Here is a 23,466-nt window from a genome sequence, read left to right on the forward strand (position 1 = left end):
CTGGAAAGGAATATACAAAAAAGGACAAAAACTATGAAAGATCTACTTCATCCTTCACTGCTTCAGATTAACTATCTGATGACTCTGGAAAAAATTGAAAAAAAGCGTGGCTGTGTGGGGACTGTTGCCGATATCTGTGGTGTGAGCCACGGTCCGGTAAGTCGTTTTTTTAAGGAATGCGTAAATTATGGGTATCTGACGGAACAGTATACTTTTACTGAGGCTGGCACTCGTGCGCTCAGGATGTATGAGCGCATTCTGCAGGTTACGCAGTCTTATCTGACCCGTCTGGGAGTGAGCGAAGAATCCCGGCAGGAATCGCTTCGCCAGCTGATAGAAAATGTCGATTATGAACTTCTTCTGTCTATCACCAGAAGTGATACGCAGGTAAAAAAAGACACTACGATCTCGCAGGAATCTTCTACGCCGAATTTCCTGGAAAAAGTCCTTGAAAGGGGCAATTATGAGGTGGGGATAGCGCTTCATCAGGTGAACCGTACCGGCGGCCCGCGTCTTTCCATGGCACATCAGGGGTTTGAGCATATTGCGGTGATCCGTAATAATAGCCGGGGAAGCTGGCTCGAACTTACGATCTGTCCGGTACATGGCATTTCCCGGATCGATGGCAAGGATATGACGGGGTGGCTTTCGTCCCTTAAGTATGAGAATCATGGGCAGTTGTGCGAAGTTGACCTTCGCGCGAATAAGGTGAGAATCCCGCTGAGCGCGTGTCGGTTTACGCGGAGCAGTCATGGGAATATTAAGGGAATGATCATGATCACGGTGACTTGTACTGCGGGGAAGGCGCATATGCCGGAGAGCACGGCGTTGCTAACCTTCTGGATGTGAGGGGAGAGTGCTTGTTTGGAGGTGGTGAGTTGGCTGAGAGTTATTTATTAAGATTTTTTTGTTGGCTTGAATCTACTTGATTGTGGTTTGGGCCATTTTTTTATGGGAATTTTGTGGATTCGGATACCAATAGAAATCAGATCTATACAAACCATCCCCAGTCCCAATCAACAATCTGCGTGTCCACAGGACACCCTACCCCATACAAAACCCAAGACTCAGGGAGCCACAGCGCAACCCAGAATCCCATTCATACGAAAATCTCCCGACCTGAAACACCAGGAGAATTTTTCAAAGGGCACCCCACACGACAAAATTTCCGTCCAACACCCAGCCCAGGGGTTGTCAGAGGACGGGCGACGTCCCTTGACGGTCTTCTTACGCCACTCAGGCAAAAAATCCCCCGGACAAAAGGCAAAAAATAAAAAAAGTAGAAACAAATATTTACCTAACTTTATAAAAAGTTTCGTTGACCAGAAATATAATTCCTGTTAAAATTAAGAACATAAAGTACTATAAACAAGGAGTTGATACAGAAAAAACTTCATCTGCACAGAGGACAAAAATTTTCTGAAACAAAAACCCAAAATTAAAAATACATTCCGATAATACTCTAAAAAAATACATTTCAAGCTGATAAAAAAATACATAAAACACACTGCAAAATTATTTTATCATTACGAATGGAGGACGTTATCGAAATGGGAACCACTGGTATAGCTCCAGATAATGAACTGGAACAGCACTACATAAGATACAAAGACGTAATAAAAGAACTTACGATCATGAATGATATCTTCATGCGAAATGTACTGAAGAAACGCGAATGTGCAGAATATATTCTGCGTATCATAATGGAAATGAAGGACCTGCAGGTTGTGGATCACATTGTCCAGAAGGATTACAAGAATCTACAGGGCAGATCAGCAATTCTTGACTGCGTGGCAAAGGACGATAAAGATAAGAGATATAATGTAGAAATCCAGCAGGAATCAGAAGGCGCATCGCCGAAAAGAGCACGCTATCACAGCGGCCTGCTGGATATGAACACATTAAATCCGGGTCAGGATTATGAGGAGCTGCCGGAGAGTTACGTGATCTTTATCACACGAGATGACGTACCAGGAAAAGGTCTGCCGATTTATCATGCAGATCGGGTCATCGAAGAAACGGGAGATATGTTTGGAGATGGCGCACATATCATATATGTAAACTCCTCAATTCAGAACGAGGACACAGACCTGGGACGATTAATGCATGATCTGCATTGCAAGAACGCAGATGAAATGTATAGTGAAATCTTGTCAAAACGAGTATCAGAATTAAAAGAGACAGAAGGAGAGACGGGTAGTATGTGCGAAGCATTAGAAGAATTGATGAAAGAAATGCGTCAGGAGTGCGAAATAAACGAACGCAGAAAAACGGCAAAAGCTCTTTTTCAGAGGGGAATGTCAATAAAAGAAATCGCCGAAGTCATCAGCGAAAAAGAAGCCACCGTAGAGAGTTGGTTGGAGGCTGCCGGGCGGTGAGGAAGAAAATGTAGAAAGCTGGCTGGAGGCTGTCGGGCAGTAATGAAGAGAGCGTAGAAAGTCAGCAGCAGGTTGCCAGGTGGTAATATAAGTTGACTTTAACTAACCACATGTGTTAGCTTCATAGAAGATGAGTTAGCGTAAAGTAACCATCCCGGCCCCCACCCAGGTCGATGATACCGAAATAGCAAGGTTGCATCGATTTATGTACTTATTCTATTTCTCGATGCCTATTATGCCCGATATGTAAAGTTTGCGTCATCGATTTATACGCTTGCGTGGCGTGCTGCATTATGTGGAACAGTACTGCAATCATTTTATTGCGTTTAAACTGCTGGCGATCACCCGGCAGCAGGGGTGTTTGCACTGGCGGCATATCTGGTTGTGGGCGTTGTGATCCCGTTCTGGAACGGCAGAAGAGGCGGCGGCAGCGGTATGAAATTCCGTACGGAATTTGGCAAACTGAACAGTTTTGTGCTGGATTCTCTGCGTGGTCTGGACGAGACGATCCAGTACCAGCAGGGCGCGAAACGTGCGGATGAGATGCAGAAGAGGTCTGACGGACTGGCGGGGATGCAGAAGAAGTTGAGCGAGATGGAAGGAAGCCAGAGATCAGTGACGAATCTGGTGATCCTGATCGCGTCTTTCGGAATGCTGTTTTTGACGCTGAATCTGTATGGACAGGGCAGTATCGGATATGACGGAGTGCTGACCTGCACGATCGCCATGATGGGCTCCTTCGGCCCGGTTGTGGCACTGTCAAGCCTTTCCAATAACCTCAACCAGACGCTTGTAAGCGGGGAGAGAGTGCTGTCGATCCTTGAGGAGAAACCGCAGGTAGAGGAAGTTGAGGGCGAGTGGATGCCTGGTGCACAGGCGTGCAGGAATGTGACTGCTGATGTGCAGAGTGGTGCAGGGCAGAGGAAGTCTGCTTTGGTAGTGGATGGTTTAAAACGGGATGCTGCCAGTGCATCTGATGGAGTGGGAGTGTCTGCGAAGCAGGATGTTGGTAATGGTGCTGCAGGATGGACATTTTCTGGCGCAGATGCGGAGCATGTGACGTTTGCATATGATAATGAAGTGATTCTGGACGATTACTCACTGGATATTCCGGCAGGAAAGATCCTAGGGATCCACGGGACGAGCGGTTCTGGTAAATTCACACTTCTCAAGCTGTTGATGCGTTTCTGGGATGTGAATTCCGGCGCGCTCCACGTAGACGGCGAAGACGTGCGAAAGATTCCTACAAAGCATCTCCGCGACATGGAAAGCTACGTGACACAGGAGACCCACCTGTTCCATGATTCCATAGCCAACAACATCGCAATCGGCAAGCCGGGCGCGACGCGCGAGGAGATCATGGAAGCCGCCCGCAAAGCGTCCATCCACGACTTCATCATGCACCTTCCCAAAGGCTACGACACAGAAGTAGGCGAACTCGGAGACACCCTCTCTGGTGGCGAAAAACAGCGAATTGGCATCGCCCGCGCTTTCCTTCACGGCAGTCCGTTCCTTCTCATGGACGAACCGACCTCAAACCTTGATTCCCTGAACGAAGGCATCATACTCAAATCCCTCAGAGAATCCGCAGAAGAGAAGACGGTGGTTCTTGTATCACACAGGAAATCCACTATGAATGTGGCAGATGTGGTATTTGAGATGAAAGAAGGAAGGATTTCCTAAAAGACATAAATCCGGGTAACTATTCTGAATTGCAGCTATTCCCGCCCCGCGGAGCCTCACCCCGCAGGCGGGGATATATTATTAGAGGAAGTAACGGGCAAAATGCCTCATTTTATAGGAGATCTTGACGACTGCCGCGATAATTTGCGAAACTCTCAAAGCATGTTTCTTGTAGTTCGAATAATACAAACAAAACACACGATACAATCACTTATATCCCAACAAAAAATTTTTTTAAATTTTTTCAAAAAATCTGTTGACAATTCCGATACCCTATAATATAATATGTCTTGCGTTGAACGACATAACAAATTTAAACAACGAAATAACGAAGTGTGGCTCAGTTTGGTAGAGCGCTGCGTTCGGGACGCAGAGGTCGCAGGTTCAAATCCTGTCACTTCGACTAACGATGAAGGAATTCCTTATTTTAAGGAGTTCCTTTTTACGTTGTCATAGAAAAACAAGAAATTCTCTCTCAAATCTTTATGTCGAAATTTGCGATGACAACAATATCCCGATCTTTGCGATGACAGCCAATACCTTTGCAAGCGACCGCAAAAACTGCCGCGATGCGGGAATGAACGGATATATCCCGAAACCTGTCAGCATCAAGGAGATTACGGATACTTTGAACGGAAGTACACATCAGTTATAATTTTACAGAAATCATGAGGGACGAGCGATCGTCCCTTTTGTGAAGAAAAGAGGAAAAAATGGTTACAGACCTGACAAAGGAACATCCGGATAAAACGTTATGGCGTTTTTTGCTTCCGATGATGTTCAGTGTGGCTTTTCAACAGATATACAATATTGCGGACAGTATGATCGCGGGAAGATTTGCGGGAGAGGATGCGCTGGCTGCGGTTGGGGCGTCTTACCCGATCACTGTTATTTTTATGGCATTTGCTGTGGGAATGAACCTTGGGGCATCTGTGATCGTATCAAGACTGTTTGGAGCGGGTGACCGCAAAGGCGTGAAGCGTGCTGTTACGACGGCTTTTGCCTCATCACTGAGTCTAGCTGTGATTCTGACAGTGTATGGATATTTTTTCTGCCGCAATATGATGGAATGGATCCACACGCCACAGAATATCATGCAGGACGGTGTGCTATATCTTAAGATTTATGTGTTTGGACTGATCTTTCTAATGCTGTACAATGTCTGTACGGGGATTTTTACTGCACTTGGTGATTCCAGGACGCCGCTGTGGTTTCTGCTTGGATCATCGGCAGGAAATATTGTCCTGGATCTTCTGTTTGTGGCGAAACTTCACTGGGGCGTAGCCGGTGTTGCATGGGCGACATTTATTGCACAGGGGATTTCGGCGGTGCTGGCGCTTGTTACATTGCTGGCGAGACTGCAGAAGTTTGCAGGAACGGAAAGAGTGCCGCTGTTTGACAGGAAACTTTTTGTACAGATCCTTGCAATTGCGGTGCCGAGTATTCTGCAGCAGAGTGTTTTGAGCGTGGGTAACCTTTTTGTCCAGGATATCGTAAACAGATATGGGTCAGCAGTCGTTGCAGGATATTCCGGGGCGATCAAACTGAATACATTTGCGATCAATATTTTTATGACGCTTGGTTCCTGCCTTTCGAGTTATACGGCACAGAACATTGGCGCAGGAAAACAGGAGAGGATTCCGATGGGATTTCGGACAGGGCTGAAACTTTCGGAGCTGACAGCACTTCCGTTTGTAGTCCTTTATTTCGGACTCGGCCAGCAGATGATGGGACTTTTCCTGAATGCAGAAAGCTCAGCGGCGATCCATGCGGGTGTGATGTTTCTTCGGATCGTCTCGCCGTGGTATTTCATGATCGTGGTGAAACTTATGACAGATGGGATCATCCGTGGTTCCGGGGCAATGATCTACTTTGTCATCGCGACGATTCCGGACCTGATTCTTCGAATCGGATTTGCACTGATGCTTTCGCCCAGATTTGGAAGTACGGGAATCTGGATGGCGTGGCCGTTCGGGTGGATCGCAGCAACTGTATTGACGATTATTTTCTATCGGAAAGTAAAAAATGGATATAGAATGAGAAATGCCGCTGGTCAGAAATGACTGGCGGTGTTTTTTTGTTTGTGTATTGAGAAATTGTCGGTAGTGTTTCCGGGGATTCTATGGTGGGTCTGAGTGGGAAAATAAAAAGTACGAAATGGACTACATGAAAAGAAAACTTATGAGAAAGTGAAAAAACGGATCATATGAGATTTTTGAAAAATTCCCCGACATCGCAGTGCAAAATCTGTGAGAGTGCGAGCAGTTCACTGACTTTGATGTTCATACGGTTTGTTTCCAGCTTTGCGTAAGTGCTTTTGGAGATCGGGATTCCCATGAGATTCAGACGGGCGATCACCTGATCCTGTGTGAGCTTGTTCTGATAACGCATCTGCTGAATATTCCCGCCGATGTCCAGGTCCGGTCGTATTTTCTGCATATCGTCTTCCTCATAAATAAATTTCGCAATAAAGAAAGCTCTTATGCATTGATGATATAGACGAATTCTTTTATAATGTTTCGTAATAGGGAAACATTTGTCCTGAAACGGAAAAGACATAACATAAAAAACAACACGTCTGATCCGCAGGAAAAGAAGGAGTAAATATGGGGATAGAAAATGAATTGTCACAGATATGTGCAATGATCGAGAGCGGGAAACTTTGTTATGCGGATGCGGTGTATTATCTGAATCTGATGAGAAAAAAATATGGGATCTGGGAGAAAGAGTTTCGGCAGATTTGTGATGTGTGGAGCCAGAAGGGGGAACTGAGCGGAGAACTGGATCGGCACAGAGACAGAGCAGAAGATGAAGCAGATGGATTGTATCAGAGAGTTCTGGACGGATTGTATGAGATGGTGGAACTGGGAGAAATAACGCTGGAAATGATGGCGGAAAATCTGTGGGAGGATGCTTATGAAACAAAAAAAGATCCATGCAGAGGTTATGTCGGTTTTTATCCGGAGCTGCCGGGCTGCATCGGATATGGGAAAGATAAGGAGATGCTTCGTGAGAATATGAAGGAATCTCTGGAGAAATGGGTCCGCGCGGGATATGAGCAGTGGCGCGAGCGATGGATCATGGGTGGATGCGAGAAACTGTAAGGTCTATTTTGAAATGGGGGTTCATATACATAAGTGATGTAAAAAATCAGGAGGATATACTTTGGCGGAATATCGACGCTTTGTGGCGTATGTATATGAATATCTGAAAGGAAAAAAAGGGAGTAACTGTGGATTCATCAGGGTAGAAGCCTGGGGGAAAGTGTGCAGGATGGAGATCCATCTGCGCTGTCCGGGACTGCTTGCGGGAACGGAATGTGGTGTTTATGGGTTTGTGAGGAAAAAAGGACTGCTTGACGGCAGCAGGATCGGAAACTGCCGGACGGAAGAGGGAAAGATGGACTGTCTGCTGGAAACGGAGACGATGGCTGTCGGGCAAGGGAAGATCCCGCTTGGGGAAATGAATGGTATGGTGCTGATCCTGGAAAGTGGAGGATTCTTTGGCACAGAATGGGATGACCAGCCGATCCGGCCGGAGGACTTCCGGGTGATGCCGGAGGCACGGAAGGAGCCGAAATCTGATGGGGAATCGAAGCGTGTTGGAACGGAAGAAGGAAAGACTGATCGTGGAGGACAGGAGCAGGAAACGGAAGATGCGAAATTGATGGGAAGTCTACACAATAATGTAGAAAATGCTGGCGAGGATGAAAGAGATATAGTGGATGGAAACATAACGGAACAGAGTGCAGGTGAAGGGGCGATGAAATCTCAGGATAAATCGTCGCAGGATATGGACACTTCGCGGCCGGAAATCCATACTCAGTCCATAGAAGGGCAGGAAATCGAAGAATATCCGCGTCCACCGTATGGTCCGGTGCCGGGAGGACCGAATCGTCCACCGAAGCCACCGCGCCCACCGCATCAGCCAGGGGCGGGTCATCCGATACCGCCGCCGATGCCGGGTCCAGGTCGCCCAGTACCACCCCCGCCGCCGCGTCCACCACACATGTCCGGGCAGGCTCGTACATCGAAGCCTATCGGTACCCCATGTGACGCATTTAACGATGGCGAGCTGACCGACTGCCGCAAGATCACCCCGGAAGAACTCTGCTTCCTGGGCCGCCGCGCCTGCATGCTGCGTAACAATCGCTTCTTACAATACGGCTACTATAATTTCGGGCATCTTCTTCTCTGCCGTAACACCTGCGGACAATGGATCCTCGGCGTCCCCGGCGGTTACGACCAGCAGGAACGCTTCATGGCGAATATGTTCGGCTTTTCCTATTTCAAAGAAAGTCCCAACATCCGCATCCCAAAAGGCAAAGGAGGCTACTGGTATCGCCTAATCGATGCCCCGAATCTCAACTCTTGAGATATTTTCCAGAAGAATTTCCCGGAAATGTTCCAGTTCTTCCAGAGAATAACTGCTGAATCCAGGCTGCAGAACCTCGTCCGAGTCTCTGTAAGCCTGGAGATAATAAGCTTTGGCACCCTTTAACCATACGCCGATCTTATGGAAATCTTCTTCGCTGTGCAGTTCGCGCACAACTGTCGTCCGGAATTCATAATCCAGTTTCCCGTGCAGCAAAAAATCAACCGTTTCTTTTACCGCATCCAGATCGGGCTTCAGAAGCCCGGTCAGGGAAGGGTAATTCTCCGGACAGGCTTTGATATCGACAGCAGCCATCTGGATGAGATCTTTTTCTGCAAGATCTTTCAAAACTTCTGGCTGAGTTCCGTTTGTGTCAAGTTTGACCGGATATCCCATCTCGCGGATTTTAACAATAAAATCTTCAAGGTCTGCACTCAGTGTCGGTTCCCCGCCGGAAATACAGACCCCTTCCAGAATCCCGGTCCGTTTTTTGAGAAAACGCAGAACTTCTTCCTCAGAAATCTCCGGCTCCTCGGAAGGATGCAGCACCAGAGAACTGTTCTGGCAGAACGGACAGCGGAAATTGCAGCCGCCAAGAAAGACCGTCGCCGCAACCCGCCCCGGATAATCAAGTAATGTCGTTTTATTTAAACCATGTATATGAGGCATGATTTCCCCTTCTTTCATCATGATATCTGATATTTTATTCTAGTTATTTTTCGTTGCTTTTGCAAGCGGATTTCTTTATACTGGATAGCAGTAACTGATTGTTACTGTTCAGAAAGCAAGTGAGTTGAAGGTTCATGGAAATCAGGAGGCAGGATGACTCTACGGGAGGTAAAACGCTTAAAGACCCATGAAATTTAGAGGCCTGAATGACTTGACAGGAAGTAAGTTATTTAAAGGTCTACAGAAATTGGATAGGGAAATGACTGGGAGATGAGTAAGTTATAAGGAAGTCAACAGAAGTTAGGAGTTTTGGATGACTACGGTAAAAGAAAGTAGCAACAGAGTACATAAATTCAAAAAAATGGATGGTTTGAATTGTACTTGTCTACAGGCAAGTCAATAAATTGTCCCCATGAGGATGGTCCAGAGGACACTTATTTACATGAAGGTCTTTCTACCTGAAATACCAGTGAACAGTAACAACTAATTAGAAACTCCATCAGATAAAAAAGGGAGAAATTATGTTGACAGAACAGGAAAAATTCATGAAAGAAGCGATCCGTCAGGCAAAAAAAGCCCGGGCACTGGAAGAAGTTCCGATCGGCTGTGTGATCGTATACGAAGGCAAGATCATCGCAAGAGGATATAACCGCAGAAATACAGACAAGAACACCCTGTCCCACGCAGAACTGAACGCGATCCGCAAAGCAAGCAAAAAACTTGGCGACTGGCGGCTGGAAGGCTGCACGATGTACGTGACACTCGAACCATGCCAGATGTGTGCCGGCGCACTCGTCCAGTCACGGATCGATGAGGTGGTGATCGGAAGCATGAATCCCAAAGCAGGATGTGCGGGCTCAGTCCTGAACCTTCTTGAAGTAGAAGACTTCAATCATCAGGTAAAAACCACCAGAGGCGTCCTCCAGGAAGAATGTTCCACAATGCTGTCCGACTTCTTCCGCGAACTCCGCGAAAAGAAAAAACAACGCAAAATGCTCGCAAAGCAGGAAGCACAGCAAATGCAGGAGCAGAAAACAGAGGAACAGTAAATCTTGTTTTTTGCAGAAATCGTGCTATGATAATAAACAAAGAGTGATTGCAGAAGCCGTATGCTGAACAGCAATCCGATAAACGAGGAGGAAATGAAAATGACAGTAGAAGCATTAAGAAAAGACATGGTAGCAGCCATGAAAGCAAAGGATAAAACAACCAAGGAAGCAGTATCCGCTCTGATCTCCGCAGCCAAAAAAGCAGCCATCGACGAAGGATGCCGTGATGATATTCCGGAAGCGCTGGTTGACCGCGTGATCCTCAAAGAATTAAAGACAGTCAAAGAACAGCTCGATACCTGCCCGGAAAGCCGTGAGGACCTTCGTGCAGAATACCAGGCAAGATACGATGTAATCGCAAAATACGCACCACAGCAGATGAGCGCAGAAGAGATCAAGACTTATCTGGAAGAGAAATTCGCAGAAGTTCTCGCAACCAAGAACAAAGGCCAGATCATGAAAGCTGTCATGGGCGACCTCAAAGGTAAAGCAGACGGCAAACTCATCAACCAGGTAGTAGCAGAGTTCTGCAAATAAAACACGGAATAAACAGACCGGAAACTGTCAGGTAAGAAATCCTGTAGTTCCCGGTCTGTTTGTATAAAGAAACTTCTGCCTGTAAAAAATAAAAATACTCCAATGCCATCTCTGTCATCGGAGTATGAAAGTTCTTTATTTCCGCGCGCCGCACTTCGAAATGTTCCCATGGACGTTACCTCTACAGTTAACTCGGCCCAGGCACCCTCACGGCACACAAGAGGTTCTGCTTAGTGCTGCTGCATTCCTGCCCTGACACGGTTCACAGAGTCCTGTTGCGTGAGACCCAAACGTCAACGCCACTTATAAAGGGCAGCCCCACAGGAGACAAGCCTCAGATTGGCATCACCCCTGCTGTAGCGGATTGCAGGTACAGGGCACCGCTATCTCCCCGGCTGCGCGGAATTTAAGTATAAACGATTTTTGTATACTTGTCAAGAGGGGGCAAAGTATTATATAATAGAAATCAAATTGCAGATGTTTTTTGATACAGATTTTTAAACGACTGCAAAATCTACTTTGCGTAGAAAACAATACGCAGTGAGGAGGACAATTCTATGATCAAGAGAATCGGAATGTTGACAAGCGGCGGCGACTGCCAGGCTTTAAATGCAACCATGCGAGGTGTTGTAAAGGCTCTGTCCAATACAGTGGACGACCTGGAAGTTTACGGCTTTGACGATGGATATAAAGGACTCATCTACGGCAAATACCGTATGCTGACCGTGAAGGATTTCTCCGGTATCCTGACAAGAGGCGGCACGATCCTCGGTACATCCCGTCAGCCATTCAAACTGATGCGCGTGCCGGATGAGAAGGGCCTTGACAAAGTAGAGGCTATGAAACAGACCTACTACAAACTCTGCCTGGACTGCCTCGTTATCCTTGGAGGAAACGGAACACAGAAAACAGCCAATCTGTTAAGAGAAGAAGGTCTCAACATCATCCATCTTCCGAAGACGATCGATAATGATATCTATGGCACAGATATGACTTTTGGATTCCAGAGTGCAGTAAATATCGCTACCAACGCGATCGACTGCATCCACACAACAGCAACTTCTCATGGCCGCGTATTTATCGTGGAGATCATGGGACACAAGGTTGGAAGCCTGACACTCCATGCCGGAATCGCAGGCGGCGCAGATATCATCCTGATCCCTGAGATCCCATATGATATCAAGAAAGTATGCTCCGCGATCGAGAAACGTAACAAAGAAGGCAAGCGTTTCACGATTCTCGCAGTAGCCGAGGGTGCGATCTCCAAGGAGGACGCAGAACTTCCTAAGAAGAAATACAAAGAAAAACTCGAAGCAAGAGCCAAGAAATACCCGTCAGTTTCCTACGAGATCGCAGATCAGATTAATCAGGTCATCGGAAGCGAAGTACGTGTCACTGTTCCGGGACACATTCAGCGAGGCGGCGAGCCGTGCCCGTATGACCGCGTTCTTTCTACAAGGATCGGTGCAGGTGCAGCAGAGGCCATTCTGGATGAGGAATACGGCATCATGATCGGTATCATCAATGGCAAGATCAAGAGAGTTCCGCTTGCAGAATGCGCTGGCAAACTCAAGATGGTTTCTCCGAAAGACCAGATCGTCAAAGCAGCCAAACAGATCGGTATCAGCTTCGGAGACTGAGACTAAACAATAACTGCCGCCGCGGGAGTTTTCCTGCGGCGGCTTAATGCCCGGGAATATTGACGGGAAACTGCCCGCCCGGGCAGGAAAAGGAGTACAATTATGAGTTATACTGCCCTGTACCGGAAGTTCAGGCCTGATAATTTTGCTGATGTCAAGGGGCAGGACCACATTGTGACAACGCTGACGAATCAGATCAATGCCAACCGCATCGGACACGCATATCTTTTCTGCGGAACGAGAGGTACCGGTAAGACGACTGTAGCGAAGATCCTCGCCAAAGCAGTCAACTGTCAGCATCCGGTCAATGGAAGCCCCTGTAATGAATGCGAGATGTGCAAAGCGATCCAGGCAGGAACTTCGATGAATGTGATCGAGATCGATGCGGCATCCAACAACGGTGTTGACAACATCCGTGAGATCCGGGAGGAAGTAACTTACCGCCCGACGGAGGGCAATTATAAGGTGTACATCATCGATGAGGTGCATATGCTTTCTACGGGAGCTTTTAATGCACTGCTCAAGACTCTGGAGGAGCCGCCGTCCTATGTCATCTTTATTCTGGCGACGACGGAGGCGCACAAGATCCCGATCACGATCCTTTCCAGATGTCAGAGATATGATTTCCACAGGATCTCGATCGACACGATCGCAGCCCGCCTGACAGAACTTCTTAAGGCAGAGGGCGTAGAGGCAGAGGAAAAAGCCGTCCGTTATGTGGCAAAAGCCGGCGACGGTTCCATGCGAGATGCGCTGAGTCTTCTGGATCAGTGTATTGCCTTTTATCTTGGTCAGACGCTCACCTATGACAAAGTCCTGGAAGTCCTGGGAGCCGTGGACACAGAAGTTTTCAGCAAACTTCTGCGAAAAGTCCTCGCAGGAGATGTGACCGCTGCGATCCGTAGCCTGGAGGAACTGATCGTAGGAGGAAGGGAACTGAGCCAGTTTGTAGGAGATTTTACCTGGTACATGCGAAACCTTCTCCTGGTCAAAACTTCCGACAATCCGGAAGAAGCGATCGACGTCTCATCTGAGAACCTCAAACTTCTCAAAGAAGAGAGTGAAATGACGGATATCGATACTCTGATGAGATACATCCGCATCTTTTCGGAACTTTCAAACCAGATCCGTTTCGCAACACAGAAACGAGTTCTGGTGGAGATCGCGCTGATCAAGCTCTGCCGTCCGGCAATGGAGACAAATCTGGATTCTGTCCTTGACCGTATTCGTGTGCTGGAACAGAGGATCGATGAGCGTCCGGTGCAGCAGGTCGTTGTCCAGAGTGCGGGAGCATCCGTACGGGAAGCAGCCCCGATCCCGGCAGCACCACCGCAGAAAGCCGCCCCGGAGGATCTGCAAAAGATCGTATCCGGCTGGAAGGTGATCGTCGGTCAGACGACGGCAGCTTTTAAACAGGCACTTCTGCAGTCGATCCCGAAATACAACGGAGAGACAGGCGAGCCGATACTGTATGTAGAGTTCCAGACACCGCTCGGCAGGCTTTATCCGGATGATTCCGAGGCAAAGCAGGAACTTCAGGCGATCATTGAGAAGCAGCTTGGCAAGAGCGTCGAACTTCATATGCTTGTCGCAGAGGACCATCAGCAGACAAACCTGACACAGATCACGGTGGATCAGGCGATCCGCCAGAACATCCATATGGATGTACAGATAGAGGAAGAGCCAGGCTCATCCCTGGAGGAGTAAAGAATAAAAATTTTAAGTTAATGGAGGATTTACAATCATGGCAAAACGTGGAGGATTCCCGGGCATGGGTATGCCTGGAAACATGAACAACTTAATGAAACAGGCGCAGAAAATGCAGCGTCAGATGGAAGAAAACCAGAAAGCATTAGAAGAAAAAGAATTCACAGCAACCGCAGGCGGCGGAGCAGTAGAAGTAACCATTTCCGGTAAACGTGAAGTGACCAAAGTCAAACTTGACGAAGAAGTAGTAGATCCGGACGACATTGAAATGCTCGAGGACCTGATCGTAGCAGCTACAAACGAAGCACTGCGCAAAGTCGAAGAAGAATCTACAGCAGTAATGTCCAAACTCACAGGAGGACTTGGCGGCTTAGGCGGAGGACTTCCTTTCTGATGGAATATTACAGCACACACATCAATAAGCTGATCGAGCAGCTGTCCCACCTTCCGGGAATCGGACCGAAATCCGCCCAGCGTCTGGCTTTTCATATCATGAATATGCCGAAGGACCAGGTAGGGCAGCTTACCTCATCCATCACAGAAGCAAGGGCAAAAGTCCGCTACTGCAAAAACTGCTGTACTCTGACCGATCAGGAACTCTGCCCGATCTGTGCAAATCCCAAGAGAGATGCAAGCACGATCATGGTCGTGGAGAACACCAGAGACCTTGCTGCCTATGAAAAAACCGGCAAATACGACGGTGTGTACCATGTACTTCACGGTGCGATCTCCCCGATGCTCGGCATCGGACCGGACGACATCCGTCTCAAGGAACTGATGCAGAGACTGCAGAAAGACGTAAAAGAAGTCATCATTGCGACAAATTCCAGCCTGGAAGGTGAGACAACGGCGATGTACATCAGCAAACTGATCAAACCGACCGGGATCAAAGTCACCAGGATCGCCAGCGGTGTGCCGGTAGGCGGAGATCTGGAATACATTGACGAAGTGACCCTGCTCCGTGCGCTGGAAGGCAGAGTCCAGCTTTGACAGATTTTCAGACAAAAAGCAGAAAGAGGTGACAGGCTTTGGCTAGAAAGAAGGCAACTTCTTCCCAGGTGGCAGAAAGGGCAGGGGTTTCCCAGGCCACTGTATCGATGATCCTCAATCGCAGAAATAATGTTTCTTTTTCGGAAGAAACGATAGAGAAGGTAGAGCGTGCCGCCAGAGAACTGGGGTACGAGCTGCCTCACCGCAAGCACAAAAACAACGGCAGGAAAGAAAAACTGATCGTTGTTTTTTGTCCTACTCTTACCAGTCCTTACTATGTCCTTCTGCTTCAGGGTATTGAATCTGTAGCAAACGAGAAGGGCTACGGCGTTTTTATCTGCAATACGCAGAGAGATGCCAGACTGGAAGAGCGGTATCTGAGGATGATCGGAAACATAGAACCACAGGGAATCATTTATACCTGCAATCCAAATCCGGATTTTCAGAAGAGAGTGGAGGAACTGGCACGCAGGATTCCTCTGGTTATCATCAGCAACAAAGAAAAGACGATCACCGTAGACGCGATCAATCAGGACAACACTATGGTAGGCAGGCTGATGGCACGCCACCTCCTGGACCTGGGACACAGAGATGTGGCGTTTATCACACCGCCCCTGACAAGGAGACAGTGGCAGCGTTCCAGGAGAATTGACGGTTTTGTCAAGGAATACGAGAAGGAAGGGCTTGGAGGACATGTCCTCATCAAAGCAGCCGATGAGTCGATCGACCGCAGGATGCCCCGTATGGATTCCGAATATTCCATGGGCTATCAGCTTACGATGGAACTTCTCAAAGAACAGCGCAAGTTTACCGCGATCGCCGGTCAGAATGACATGATGGCGATCGGTGCGATCGATGCGCTGGAGGAATCCAGGATCCGTGTTCCGAAGGATGTGTCCGTGATCGGCTGCGATGATATTTTTTATTCAGGGATCCGCAGGCTTTCGCTGACGACGATCGACCACTTTGTTGCCCTCAAAGGCAGAGATGCCTGTGATATCATCATAAGAAAGATCACGACAAATGATCAGTTTTATACAGGGCTTCAGCCAACGAGTGTTTATAACATCGAATACACACCGAAGCTGATCGTCCGCAAGACAACTGCATACGCGAAAACGACAGATGAGAAAGATAAAAAATAAAATAAATATATTGGGCTGAAATTATTATTAATAATTTAAAATCCCCTTCGGGAAACGATCAAAAAAACCATAAAATGTACTTGGATTTATACAAAATCCATTTGATTTTCACTCGAAGTTATTAATAAAATGCGAAATTATTAATAAAAAAATTATTAATAATTTTTGCCCGCCTTGACCTCAAAAAACTATCTGCTATAATGAAATCATCAAAGCGATGCTATTCAAAAACAGCAGAATTCAGGAGGAATCAATCATGAAATTTTTTATCGACACAGCCAATGTAGAAGACATCCGTAAAGCAAATGACATGGGAATCATCTGTGGTGTTACCACAAATCCGTCCCTGATCGCAAAAGAAGGAAGAGACTTCAACGAAGTGATCAAAGAGATCACATCTATCGTTGACGGACCGATCAGCGGTGAAGTTAAAGCTACCACAACAGACGCAGAAGGAATGATCGCAGAAGGACGTGAGATCGCAAAGATCCATCCGAACATGGTAGTTAAGATCCCTATGACAGTAGAAGGACTGAAAGCAGTCAAAGTTCTTTCCAAAGAAGGAATCAAAACAAACGTTACTCTGATCTTCACAGCTAACCAGGCTTTACTTGCTGCAAGAGCAGGTGCTACCTATGTATCTCCGTTCCTTGGAAGACTTGATGATATTTCCACAGACGGACTTCCGCTGATCCGTCAGATCGTTGAGATGTTCGAAGTAGCAGGAATCACAACAGAGATCATCTGTGCAAGCGTTCGTCATCCAATCCATGTAACAGAGTGTGCTCTTGCTGGTGCAGACATCGCAACAGTTCCATACAAAGTTCTTGAGCAGATGACAAAACATCCTCTGACAGACGCTGGAATCGAGAAATTCCAGAAAGACTACAAAGCAGTATTTGGTGAATAATATAAAGTTACTGTTCACTCCGTTCACAGTAACTTGGTCAAAATCCATTCCAAATCACCTATGGTGATGGGATTTTGCCCTGTATGTCTCGGGATTTTGCCATATTCATGGAAAAACACTTCGCGGGATACTACCTGTGAACAGTAACAATATAACAATACATATCGCTTGACGAATGCTGGAATTGGTTGTAGCATGAGTCTGTTGTAAACTAATAAAAGGAGAAATAATCATGGAGAAATTAGAGCTTCAGAAGATTGCGAACGAAGTCCGCAAAGACATCGTGACCGCAGTTCATGCTGCAAAAGCCGGCCATCCGGGCGGATCTTTATCAGCAGCAGATTTATTCACATACCTGTATTTTCAGGAAATGAACATCGATCCGAAGGATCCTAAGAAAGCTGACAGAGACCGTTTCGTACTGTCCAAAGGACATACAGCACCGGGACTTTACTCTGCACTTGCTGAGAGAGGATATTTCCCGAAAGAAGACCTTAAGACACTTCGTCATCTCGGATCTTATCTGCAGGGACATCCGGATATGAAACACATCCCGGGTGTTGATATGACAAGTGGATCTCTTGGACAGGGAATCTCCGCAGCAGTAGGAATGGCACTTTCCGCAAAACTGAGCGATGAATCTTACAGAGTATATACACTTCTTGGTGATGGCGAGATCCAGGAAGGTCAGGTTTGGGAGGCAGCTATGTTTGCCGGATTCCGCAAACTGGACAACCTGGTAGTGATCGTGGACAACAACGGACTTCAGATCGACGGTAAAGTTGACGAAGTATGCTCTCCATACCCGATCGACAAGAAATTCGAAGCATTTAATTTCCATGTGATCAATGTTGCAGATGGAAATGACATGGATCAGCTCAAAGCTGCATTCGATGAAGCAAAAGCAACCAAAGGAATGCCGACTGCGATCATCATGAAGACAGTCAAAGGTAAAGGCGTATCCTTCATGGAAAACCAGGTCGGATGGCATGGCAAAGCTCCGAATGACGAGCAGTATGCACAGGCAATGGAAGATCTGGAGAAAGTAGGTGAAGCATTATGTCAGAAGTAAAGAAAATCGCTACAAGAGCAAGCTACGGCGCAGCTCTGGTGGAACTTGGTAAAGAACATGAGGATCTTGTTGTTCTGGACGCTGACCTTGCTGCAGCTACTCAGACAGGAATGTTCAAGAAAGAATTTCCAGAGCGTCACATCGACTGCGGTATCGCAGAGTGCAACATGGTAGGAATCGCTGCAGGTCTTGCAGCTACAGGTAAGGTTCCGTTTGCCAGCACATTTGCTATGTTTGCAGCAGGACGTGCTTACGAGCAGATCCGTAACTCCGTAGGATATCCGCATCTGAATGTCAAGATCGGTGCAACTCATGGTGGAATCTCCGTTGGTGAAGACGGTGCAACACATCAGTGCTGCGAGGATTTCGCTCTTATGAGAGTTGTTCCTGGCATGGTAGTTATGTCCCCGGCAGATGATATCGAAGCAAAAGCTATGGTAAAAGCTGCTTATGAATACGAGGGACCAGTTTATATGAGATTCGGTCGTCTGGCAGTGCCGGTGATCAACGACAACCCGGATTACAAATTTGAGATGGGTAAAGGTATCGTTCTCCGTGAGGGTAAGGACGTTACGATCGTTGCAAACGGCCTCTGCGTAGCAGCTTCCCTTGAAGCAGCAGAGAAACTGGCAGCAGACGGAATCGAAGCCAAAGTTATCAATATCCACACGATCAAACCTCTTGACGAAGACCTGATTGTTGCAGCAGCAAAAGAAACCGGCAAAGTTGTCACAGTAGAAGAACATTCTATCATTGGCGGACTTGGCGGCGCTGTATGCGAATGCCTTGCAGAGAAAGCTCCTGTACCGGTAAAACGTATCGGTGTCAACGACAGATTCGGTGAATCCGGACCGGCAGTTGCTCTTCTTGAGAAATATGGTCTGGATGGAGAAGGTATCTACAAACAGGTCAAAGAATTCGTCTAAGATCTGAGATCTGTTACAGGAATCATTTCGAGGATTCCCTGAACGATCGTGTCCGCGAGGAAAACGACCGTAGACAGGCGAGTCGTCTGGAGCGTGAGCTGTTCAAGCACACCGGAGACATTGACGATCCCTGTAATATGAATATGGCCGACTGACGGCAGCTGTTTATGAATTGCTGCACCTGGGTAAAGTGCACCATTTGCGATGGTCACATAACCCAGGTGCTTTTTTTGTCCCAGAGAAGCGTCTATAGCGACGATCAGAGCCTCTGGATGACGTTTTCGGATGAAGGAATACATGGCAGTGAGGTTCAGGGCGTGAACGGGTTGAAAAAGCGTTCCGTAGACTGTGAAATCTGGTGTGGAACAACTGCTTAATTTCTGACCGACAAAAGGTCCGAGACAGTCACCTGTAACCCTGTCTGTTCCAATGCAGAGAAAGACAAGTTCCGACCACTTTTCCTGGTGATCGAGAATACATTGTTTCAAAGTGTGAGAGATCCGAAGTACCGAATCCCTCTGACTGGCATTAATATAAAAAGTCATAAGAAAATCCTCATAATTTATTTTTGATCTGAGATTCCGGCTATATTTTCCTGTTTCATTGTATCCCGGTTCGTTCTGAATTATGCAGATGCAGAATCTGTCGTTAAATTTTGAGAAAAGGCTCTTATATTATGCCAAAATCCGCGGTTTGGATATGCTATCCTGATGCCTGAAGGGGTGATAGGATATGATAGAAGTCATTTATAAGGATGAGAAACAGGAGGTAAATGACGGAGAAACAGGGTGGAACCTGCCGAAGAATATACGTCAGATCGGACTTGCCGGGGAAAATTACAGGATCTATATAGAGGATTATGTCTATACATTCCTGCACAGGGCGGCACAGGCGAAGTGCCAGCAAGAAGAGGACAGTGGTATTCTGGCAGTTTTTCTCGGAGAGAACCGGTGGCAGTCCGGAACGGGGTATACGTTTATCAGGGGAGCACTTCTGGTAGATGCCGGGGAGATCACAGAAGAACATATCGAGATCACGCAGAATATGTGGCAGAAGATCCACGAAGAACAGGAGAAATATTTTGAAGGGCAGGAGATCGTAGGATGGTTTCTGGCAAGGCAGTCATTGCCGATGGTGGTTTCTGAATTGATTGGGAAGGTGCACAGGAACCAGTTCGGCGGTGAGAAGATCCTGATGCTTATGGATACGGCAGAACAGGAAGAAGCTTTTTTTCGATACGAAAATAATTTCCTGGTGAGACAGAGTGGATATTATATCTATTATGAAAAAAATACCCAGATGCAGAATTACATGCTGGAAAAGAATCCTGAGATCCAGGAAGAGTCACAGGAAACCGTTCAGGATGATGCTGTCAGGGCATTTCGATCACTGATTCAGAAAAAGAAGAAAGAAGAACCTGAGGAAACAGAAGAGAAGACTTCTGTTTTTTCTTATGCGGCGACGGCGTGTATCGTGCTGGCACTTGCAGTGGTCGGTGTGCGCTTTTACCGGAATTATCAGGTGGGGCAGAACATTGAGGGAGAGACAAGGACTGCTTCTGCGGATATCATGCAGGAGACGGAGATTACACAGATTCCTGCCGCGTCTGTGCAGCAGGTGACACCGACTTCCTGGGCGGAGTTGACAGAAAGTCCGAAGATAACGCCGACAGCAGAGCCGACGCTCATTCCAACTGTTACGATCAGCGCAGAAGAGGCGCAGATCTACAAGGAAGAATCTGATACCAGGAAAGCACAGCGGCGGATCCAGCAGAAGAAGCAGAATGAAGAAGAGAGCACAGGACAGGATAACTCAGGTCAGGCCAGTTCAGATCAGGACAGCGAGACAACATCTGCAATGCAGACACGGGGCTCTTATACGATCCGTCCGGGAGATACTTTGTACCAGATCAGCATCGAAAATTATGGAACCATGGACAAAGTTGCTGACATCTGCCGCGCAAACGGTATTTCTGAGAACGAGATCATTTATCCGGGACAAATAATTGTATTGCCCTGAAAAGTTTGCTATAATCGGCATGTAACACAAAATAAATGATCACATAAGGCAAGGGTTAAAATGTTGAATATCCTAAAGAATCTGAAAAGAAAACGAAAAAAGAAGAATTCATTTGTGCACCGTGGTACGGTGATTACGATAGGTGTGATCGCGGCTGTGGCGGCACTTGTTTATTTTTATGTAGAGAAACGAAGCTATCATGATTATGAGATCCTTCAGACGAGCGAACAGGAGGACGTGGTTTCTACAGGCTATGAGGAGATGGCAAATGGAATTCTGCGCTACAGTCCGGATGGAGCTTCTCTGGTGAATAGCAGCATGGAGGCATACTGGAGTGTTCTGTATGAGATGAAGAACCCTGTTGCGGACATTAAGGGTGACAGAGCTGTTGTCGCAGATCAGGACGGCACATTGATCGAGATCTTTGACAAGGATGGTGAGACAGGAAGTGTGACGACATCTTATAATATTGTCAAGGCGAGGGTTTCCTCACAGGGAATGGTTGCTGCTATTCTTGATGGCGGGGATGCTACCTGGATCAATTTCTACAGTTCCGATGGTACGCTGATCGCAGAAAACCAGACACATGTTGCTGATCCGGGATATCCGATGGATGTGGCGATTTCGGACAACAGCGAGATCATGATGGTGACATATCAGTTTGTTGAGGGAAGCCAGACGACAAGTTATGTAGCCTTTTATAACTTTGGCGATGTGGGACAGAGTGAAGATGACCATATCGTAAGCGGCTATACTTATGAGGGCGTTGTGATCCCGCAGGTGGAATATATTGACGCAACCAGATCTGTGGCACTCAAGGACAATGGATTCACGACTTATTCCGGAGCCCAGATCCCGAAGGAAGGCACAACAGTAGAAGTTAAGAAAGAAATCGTAAGCACATTTTTTGATGAAAATACGATCGGCCTTGTATTCAAGAGCGGAAACAAAGACAAACAGTACAAAATGCAGGTATACAGCATAGATGGAACTCTCCGCTTCGAGAAGGAATTCAATGTTCCATATACAACGATCAAGATGAGTGATGGATGTATTCTTATGTACAACAGTTCTCAGATCTGCGTCATGAACAGCCGTGGAGTAGAACGTTATAATGGAACCATTGACGGTACAATCAACAATTTCTTCAAGATCGGCTGGAATAAGTACATGCTTGTGCTGGACAACGGTGTCAATGTGATAAAACTTAAATAAGGAGCAGCAGATGAATGTGACATGGCTTGGAATCGTTGTTTTGGCCATATTGATATTATGTGTATGGAGAGGATACAGTCGGGGATTTATCAAAGAAATCGTTTCTTTTTTCTTTGTGTTCCTTTCGCTTTCTCTTGCATGGGCGATCAATCCATATATAAATGAATTTCTCATGCAGAAAACACCAATCTATAATACGATACAGGAAACCTGTGCAAATTTCGTGCAGAGCCAGGGCGAAGAAAAAGCAGAATACGAGACGGACAGCACAGGAGACCTCATCGACGGTCTGAAACTTCCGGATCTCCTCAGAAAAAATCTCGAAGAGAACAATAATGCGGAAACATATGCGGCACTTTCCGTAGATACCATGACAGAATATGTTTCAGGATATCTTGCGAGGACAGTTATCAATGGTCTGTCCTATGTACTGGCATATATTTTATCTACGATCATGATCCGGCTTATCGTGTATGTCCTGAATCTGATCGCAGGACTTCCGGTTCTCAAAACAGCAAATAAACTGACCGGAGGCGCAGTAGGATTCCTCAAGGGAATCGTATTTATATGGATCGCATTTCTGGTACTGACTGTGTTATGCAGCACCGAAATAGGCAAAACAGCCCTCGAATTGATCGAAAAAGATACCTTATTGAGTACTCTTTATCAATATGACCCGTTAGTTCGAATTTTTTCAAAAATTTTATAAAAAACGCTTGACGTATAAAAACAACGATGATATACTTAAATCCGCTTCGAGATGAGGCGGATTTTTTCTGGGTTTTATGAAGCAGATGCGAAATAAAAACAGAAAAAAATAAAAAAAGTTCTTGACATTCAGAAATGAATGCGATAGAATAAACGAGTTGCTAATGAGCAACGAAATCACAAAAGTTCATCAAAAAGTTTTGAAAAAACTTAAAAAAGTTCTTGACAAACGAAAATGAACGTGATAAACTAAATGAGCTGTCGAAAGAGAGCGAAACACAAAGAACCTTGATAACTAAACAGTGAAACACATACGATTCTCGAAAATTCTTTAAGAATCATCATTCAACAGAATGAACTTTTTATAAACAGTAATGACGAGAGATAACTAAGCTAGTTGGTTGTCTTGAGTAATCAAACACTTTATCAGAGAGTTTGATCCTG

Annotated in this window: 23 protein-coding genes, 1 tRNA gene and 1 other RNA gene; 21 read left to right on the forward strand and 4 right to left on the reverse strand. The window is 46.5% G+C overall.

The window, feature by feature from the left end; translation table 11 throughout:
• The first annotated feature begins 33 nt into the window (after window positions 1–33).
• The 6 genes from WMO75_RS03420 (at window position 34) to WMO75_RS03445 (ending at window position 6,124) form a co-directional block, all read left to right on the forward strand.
• Window positions 34–849, forward strand: coding sequence for a hypothetical protein (locus WMO75_RS03420; RefSeq protein WP_291580255.1), 816 nt, complete (start codon window positions 34–36; stop codon window positions 847–849).
• Between the two features lie 701 nt (window positions 850–1,550).
• Window positions 1,551–2,378: a PD-(D/E)XK nuclease family transposase gene (locus WMO75_RS03425; protein ID WP_349077628.1), complete on the forward strand. Its 828-nt coding sequence runs from the start codon at window positions 1,551–1,553 to the stop codon at window positions 2,376–2,378.
• A gap of 357 nt (window positions 2,379–2,735) precedes the next feature.
• A complete protein-coding gene (locus WMO75_RS03430) occupies window positions 2,736–4,061 on the forward strand; it encodes an amino acid ABC transporter ATP-binding/permease protein (protein WP_349077630.1) in 1,326 nt (441 codons plus the stop codon).
• A gap of 329 nt (window positions 4,062–4,390) precedes the next feature.
• Window positions 4,391–4,464 (forward strand) — tRNA-Pro (locus tag WMO75_RS03435).
• A 123-nt stretch (window positions 4,465–4,587) separates the two neighbouring features.
• Window positions 4,588–4,716 (forward strand): response regulator, encoded by a 129-nt coding sequence (locus tag WMO75_RS03440; RefSeq protein WP_264466946.1) that lies wholly within the window; start codon window positions 4,588–4,590, stop codon window positions 4,714–4,716.
• Window positions 4,717–4,774: 58 nt separating this feature from the next.
• Window positions 4,775–6,124 (forward strand): MATE family efflux transporter, encoded by a 1,350-nt coding sequence (locus tag WMO75_RS03445; protein ID WP_302700692.1) that lies wholly within the window; start codon window positions 4,775–4,777, stop codon window positions 6,122–6,124.
• A 139-nt stretch (window positions 6,125–6,263) separates the two neighbouring features.
• On the opposite strand, the gene WMO75_RS03450 is transcribed toward WMO75_RS03445, so the two are convergent.
• Window positions 6,264–6,500 carry a helix-turn-helix domain-containing protein gene (locus tag WMO75_RS03450; RefSeq protein WP_022214014.1) on the reverse strand — a complete coding sequence of 79 codons (237 nt, stop codon included), beginning with the start codon at window positions 6,498–6,500 and terminating at the stop codon, window positions 6,264–6,266.
• Between the two features lie 167 nt (window positions 6,501–6,667).
• Here WMO75_RS03450 and WMO75_RS03455 point away from each other — a divergent pair, with 167 nt between their 5' ends.
• Together WMO75_RS03455 and WMO75_RS03460 are read left to right on the forward strand one after the other, a co-directional pair.
• Window positions 6,668–7,165, forward strand: a complete 498-nt coding sequence (locus WMO75_RS03455; protein ID WP_022214015.1) for a type II toxin-antitoxin system HicB family antitoxin — start codon at window positions 6,668–6,670, stop codon at window positions 7,163–7,165.
• A 61-nt stretch (window positions 7,166–7,226) separates the two neighbouring features.
• Entirely contained in the window at window positions 7,227–8,435 is a 1,209-nt protein-coding gene (locus WMO75_RS03460; protein ID WP_349077632.1) for a DUF6128 domain-containing protein, read from the forward strand.
• On the opposite strand, the gene WMO75_RS03465 is transcribed toward WMO75_RS03460, so the two are convergent.
• Complete coding sequence (locus tag WMO75_RS03465; protein WP_173905352.1) at window positions 8,406–9,104, reverse strand: anaerobic ribonucleoside-triphosphate reductase activating protein; 699 nt, start codon at window positions 9,102–9,104, stop codon at window positions 8,406–8,408. The genes WMO75_RS03460 and WMO75_RS03465 overlap by 30 nt on opposite strands.
• A 524-nt stretch (window positions 9,105–9,628) precedes the next feature.
• Between WMO75_RS03465 and tadA the strand changes: the two genes are divergently transcribed.
• Complete coding sequence (tadA, locus tag WMO75_RS03470) at window positions 9,629–10,153, forward strand: tRNA adenosine(34) deaminase TadA (protein WP_349077641.1); 525 nt, start codon at window positions 9,629–9,631, stop codon at window positions 10,151–10,153.
• 99 nt (window positions 10,154–10,252) lie between these two features.
• Entirely contained in the window at window positions 10,253–10,690 is a 438-nt protein-coding gene (locus tag WMO75_RS03475; RefSeq protein ID WP_022214437.1) for a GatB/YqeY domain-containing protein, read from the forward strand.
• Between the two features lie 141 nt (window positions 10,691–10,831).
• On the opposite strand, the gene ffs is transcribed toward WMO75_RS03475, so the two are convergent.
• Window positions 10,832–11,093: signal recognition particle sRNA large type (ffs, locus tag WMO75_RS03480), an RNA gene on the reverse strand.
• A gap of 154 nt (window positions 11,094–11,247) precedes the next feature.
• Here ffs and WMO75_RS03485 point away from each other — a divergent pair.
• From WMO75_RS03485 to WMO75_RS03520, 8 genes are all read left to right on the forward strand, one after another.
• Window positions 11,248–12,330 carry a 6-phosphofructokinase gene (locus tag WMO75_RS03485; RefSeq protein WP_022214438.1) on the forward strand — a complete coding sequence of 361 codons (1,083 nt, stop codon included), beginning with the start codon at window positions 11,248–11,250 and terminating at the stop codon, window positions 12,328–12,330.
• A 102-nt stretch (window positions 12,331–12,432) separates the two neighbouring features.
• A complete protein-coding gene (gene dnaX / locus WMO75_RS03490; protein WP_227222967.1) occupies window positions 12,433–14,037 on the forward strand; it encodes a DNA polymerase III subunit gamma/tau in 1,605 nt (534 codons plus the stop codon).
• Window positions 14,038–14,074: 37 nt separating this feature from the next.
• Window positions 14,075–14,431 carry a YbaB/EbfC family nucleoid-associated protein gene (locus WMO75_RS03495; RefSeq protein ID WP_022214440.1) on the forward strand — a complete coding sequence of 119 codons (357 nt, stop codon included), beginning with the start codon at window positions 14,075–14,077 and terminating at the stop codon, window positions 14,429–14,431.
• Entirely contained in the window at window positions 14,431–15,027 is a 597-nt protein-coding gene (recR, locus tag WMO75_RS03500; protein ID WP_022214441.1) for a recombination mediator RecR, read from the forward strand. Before WMO75_RS03495 ends, recR begins: the two co-directional genes overlap by 1 nt.
• A gap of 38 nt (window positions 15,028–15,065) precedes the next feature.
• Window positions 15,066–16,172 (forward strand): LacI family DNA-binding transcriptional regulator, encoded by a 1,107-nt coding sequence (locus WMO75_RS03505; protein WP_227222966.1) that lies wholly within the window; start codon window positions 15,066–15,068, stop codon window positions 16,170–16,172.
• Window positions 16,173–16,428: 256 nt separating this feature from the next.
• Entirely contained in the window at window positions 16,429–17,082 is a 654-nt protein-coding gene (fsa, locus tag WMO75_RS03510) for a fructose-6-phosphate aldolase (RefSeq protein WP_022214443.1), read from the forward strand.
• A gap of 232 nt (window positions 17,083–17,314) precedes the next feature.
• The gene (locus WMO75_RS03515; RefSeq protein WP_349077637.1) at window positions 17,315–18,154 is read left to right on the forward strand and encodes a transketolase; all 840 of its coding nucleotides are present in this window, start codon (window positions 17,315–17,317) and stop codon (window positions 18,152–18,154) included.
• The gene (locus WMO75_RS03520; RefSeq protein WP_118698890.1) at window positions 18,142–19,080 is read left to right on the forward strand and encodes a transketolase family protein; all 939 of its coding nucleotides are present in this window, start codon (window positions 18,142–18,144) and stop codon (window positions 19,078–19,080) included. The genes WMO75_RS03515 and WMO75_RS03520 overlap by 13 nt, the downstream gene beginning before the upstream one ends.
• Here WMO75_RS03520 and yyaC read toward each other — a convergent pair.
• Complete coding sequence (gene yyaC / locus WMO75_RS03525; protein WP_022214446.1) at window positions 19,077–19,625, reverse strand: spore protease YyaC; 549 nt, start codon at window positions 19,623–19,625, stop codon at window positions 19,077–19,079. The genes WMO75_RS03520 and yyaC overlap by 4 nt on opposite strands.
• Before the next feature lie 187 nt (window positions 19,626–19,812).
• Here yyaC and WMO75_RS03530 point away from each other — a divergent pair, with 187 nt between their 5' ends.
• From WMO75_RS03530 to WMO75_RS03540, 3 genes are all read left to right on the forward strand, one after another.
• Window positions 19,813–21,099, forward strand: a complete 1,287-nt coding sequence (locus tag WMO75_RS03530) for a LysM peptidoglycan-binding domain-containing protein (protein WP_349077639.1) — start codon at window positions 19,813–19,815, stop codon at window positions 21,097–21,099.
• A gap of 114 nt (window positions 21,100–21,213) precedes the next feature.
• Window positions 21,214–22,314, forward strand: coding sequence for a DUF5711 family protein (locus WMO75_RS03535; protein ID WP_243002354.1), 1,101 nt, complete (start codon window positions 21,214–21,216; stop codon window positions 22,312–22,314).
• Window positions 22,315–22,324: 10 nt separating this feature from the next.
• Complete coding sequence (locus WMO75_RS03540) at window positions 22,325–23,023, forward strand: CvpA family protein (RefSeq protein ID WP_022214449.1); 699 nt, start codon at window positions 22,325–22,327, stop codon at window positions 23,021–23,023.
• Window positions 23,024–23,466 lie beyond the last annotated feature (443 nt).

It is taken from the genome of Blautia intestinihominis, assembly GCF_040096655.1.
In the GTDB taxonomy this organism is placed as follows: Bacteria; Bacillota; Clostridia; order Lachnospirales; family Lachnospiraceae; genus Blautia_A; species Blautia_A intestinihominis.

Excerpts from the sequence above, each read along its gene's own strand:
- WMO75_RS03530 (WP_349077639.1), top strand. The coding sequence starts at position 19,813 with ATGATAGAAGTCATTTATAAGGATGAGAAACAGGAGGTAAATGACGGA.
- yyaC (WP_022214446.1), bottom strand. The coding sequence starts at position 19,625 with ATGACTTTTTATATTAATGCCAGTCAGAGGGATTCGGTACTTCGGATC.
- WMO75_RS03450 (WP_022214014.1), bottom strand. The coding sequence starts at position 6,500 with ATGCAGAAAATACGACCGGACCTGGACATCGGCGGGAATATTCAGCAG.
- WMO75_RS03445 (WP_302700692.1), top strand. The coding sequence starts at position 4,775 with ATGGTTACAGACCTGACAAAGGAACATCCGGATAAAACGTTATGGCGT.
- WMO75_RS03465 (WP_173905352.1), bottom strand. The coding sequence starts at position 9,104 with ATGCCTCATATACATGGTTTAAATAAAACGACATTACTTGATTATCCG.
- WMO75_RS03485 (WP_022214438.1), top strand. The coding sequence starts at position 11,248 with ATGATCAAGAGAATCGGAATGTTGACAAGCGGCGGCGACTGCCAGGCT.
- recR (WP_022214441.1), top strand. The coding sequence starts at position 14,431 with ATGGAATATTACAGCACACACATCAATAAGCTGATCGAGCAGCTGTCC.
- WMO75_RS03515 (WP_349077637.1), top strand. The coding sequence starts at position 17,315 with ATGGAGAAATTAGAGCTTCAGAAGATTGCGAACGAAGTCCGCAAAGAC.
- WMO75_RS03475 (WP_022214437.1), top strand. The coding sequence starts at position 10,253 with ATGACAGTAGAAGCATTAAGAAAAGACATGGTAGCAGCCATGAAAGCA.
- WMO75_RS03540 (WP_022214449.1), top strand. The coding sequence starts at position 22,325 with ATGAATGTGACATGGCTTGGAATCGTTGTTTTGGCCATATTGATATTA.
- WMO75_RS03520 (WP_118698890.1), top strand. The coding sequence starts at position 18,142 with ATGTCAGAAGTAAAGAAAATCGCTACAAGAGCAAGCTACGGCGCAGCT.
- WMO75_RS03455 (WP_022214015.1), top strand. The coding sequence starts at position 6,668 with ATGGGGATAGAAAATGAATTGTCACAGATATGTGCAATGATCGAGAGC.
- fsa (WP_022214443.1), top strand. The coding sequence starts at position 16,429 with ATGAAATTTTTTATCGACACAGCCAATGTAGAAGACATCCGTAAAGCA.
- WMO75_RS03440 (WP_264466946.1), top strand. The coding sequence starts at position 4,588 with ATGACAGCCAATACCTTTGCAAGCGACCGCAAAAACTGCCGCGATGCG.
- dnaX (WP_227222967.1), top strand. The coding sequence starts at position 12,433 with ATGAGTTATACTGCCCTGTACCGGAAGTTCAGGCCTGATAATTTTGCT.
- WMO75_RS03495 (WP_022214440.1), top strand. The coding sequence starts at position 14,075 with ATGGCAAAACGTGGAGGATTCCCGGGCATGGGTATGCCTGGAAACATG.
- WMO75_RS03425 (WP_349077628.1), top strand. The coding sequence starts at position 1,551 with ATGGGAACCACTGGTATAGCTCCAGATAATGAACTGGAACAGCACTAC.
- WMO75_RS03420 (WP_291580255.1), top strand. The coding sequence starts at position 34 with ATGAAAGATCTACTTCATCCTTCACTGCTTCAGATTAACTATCTGATG.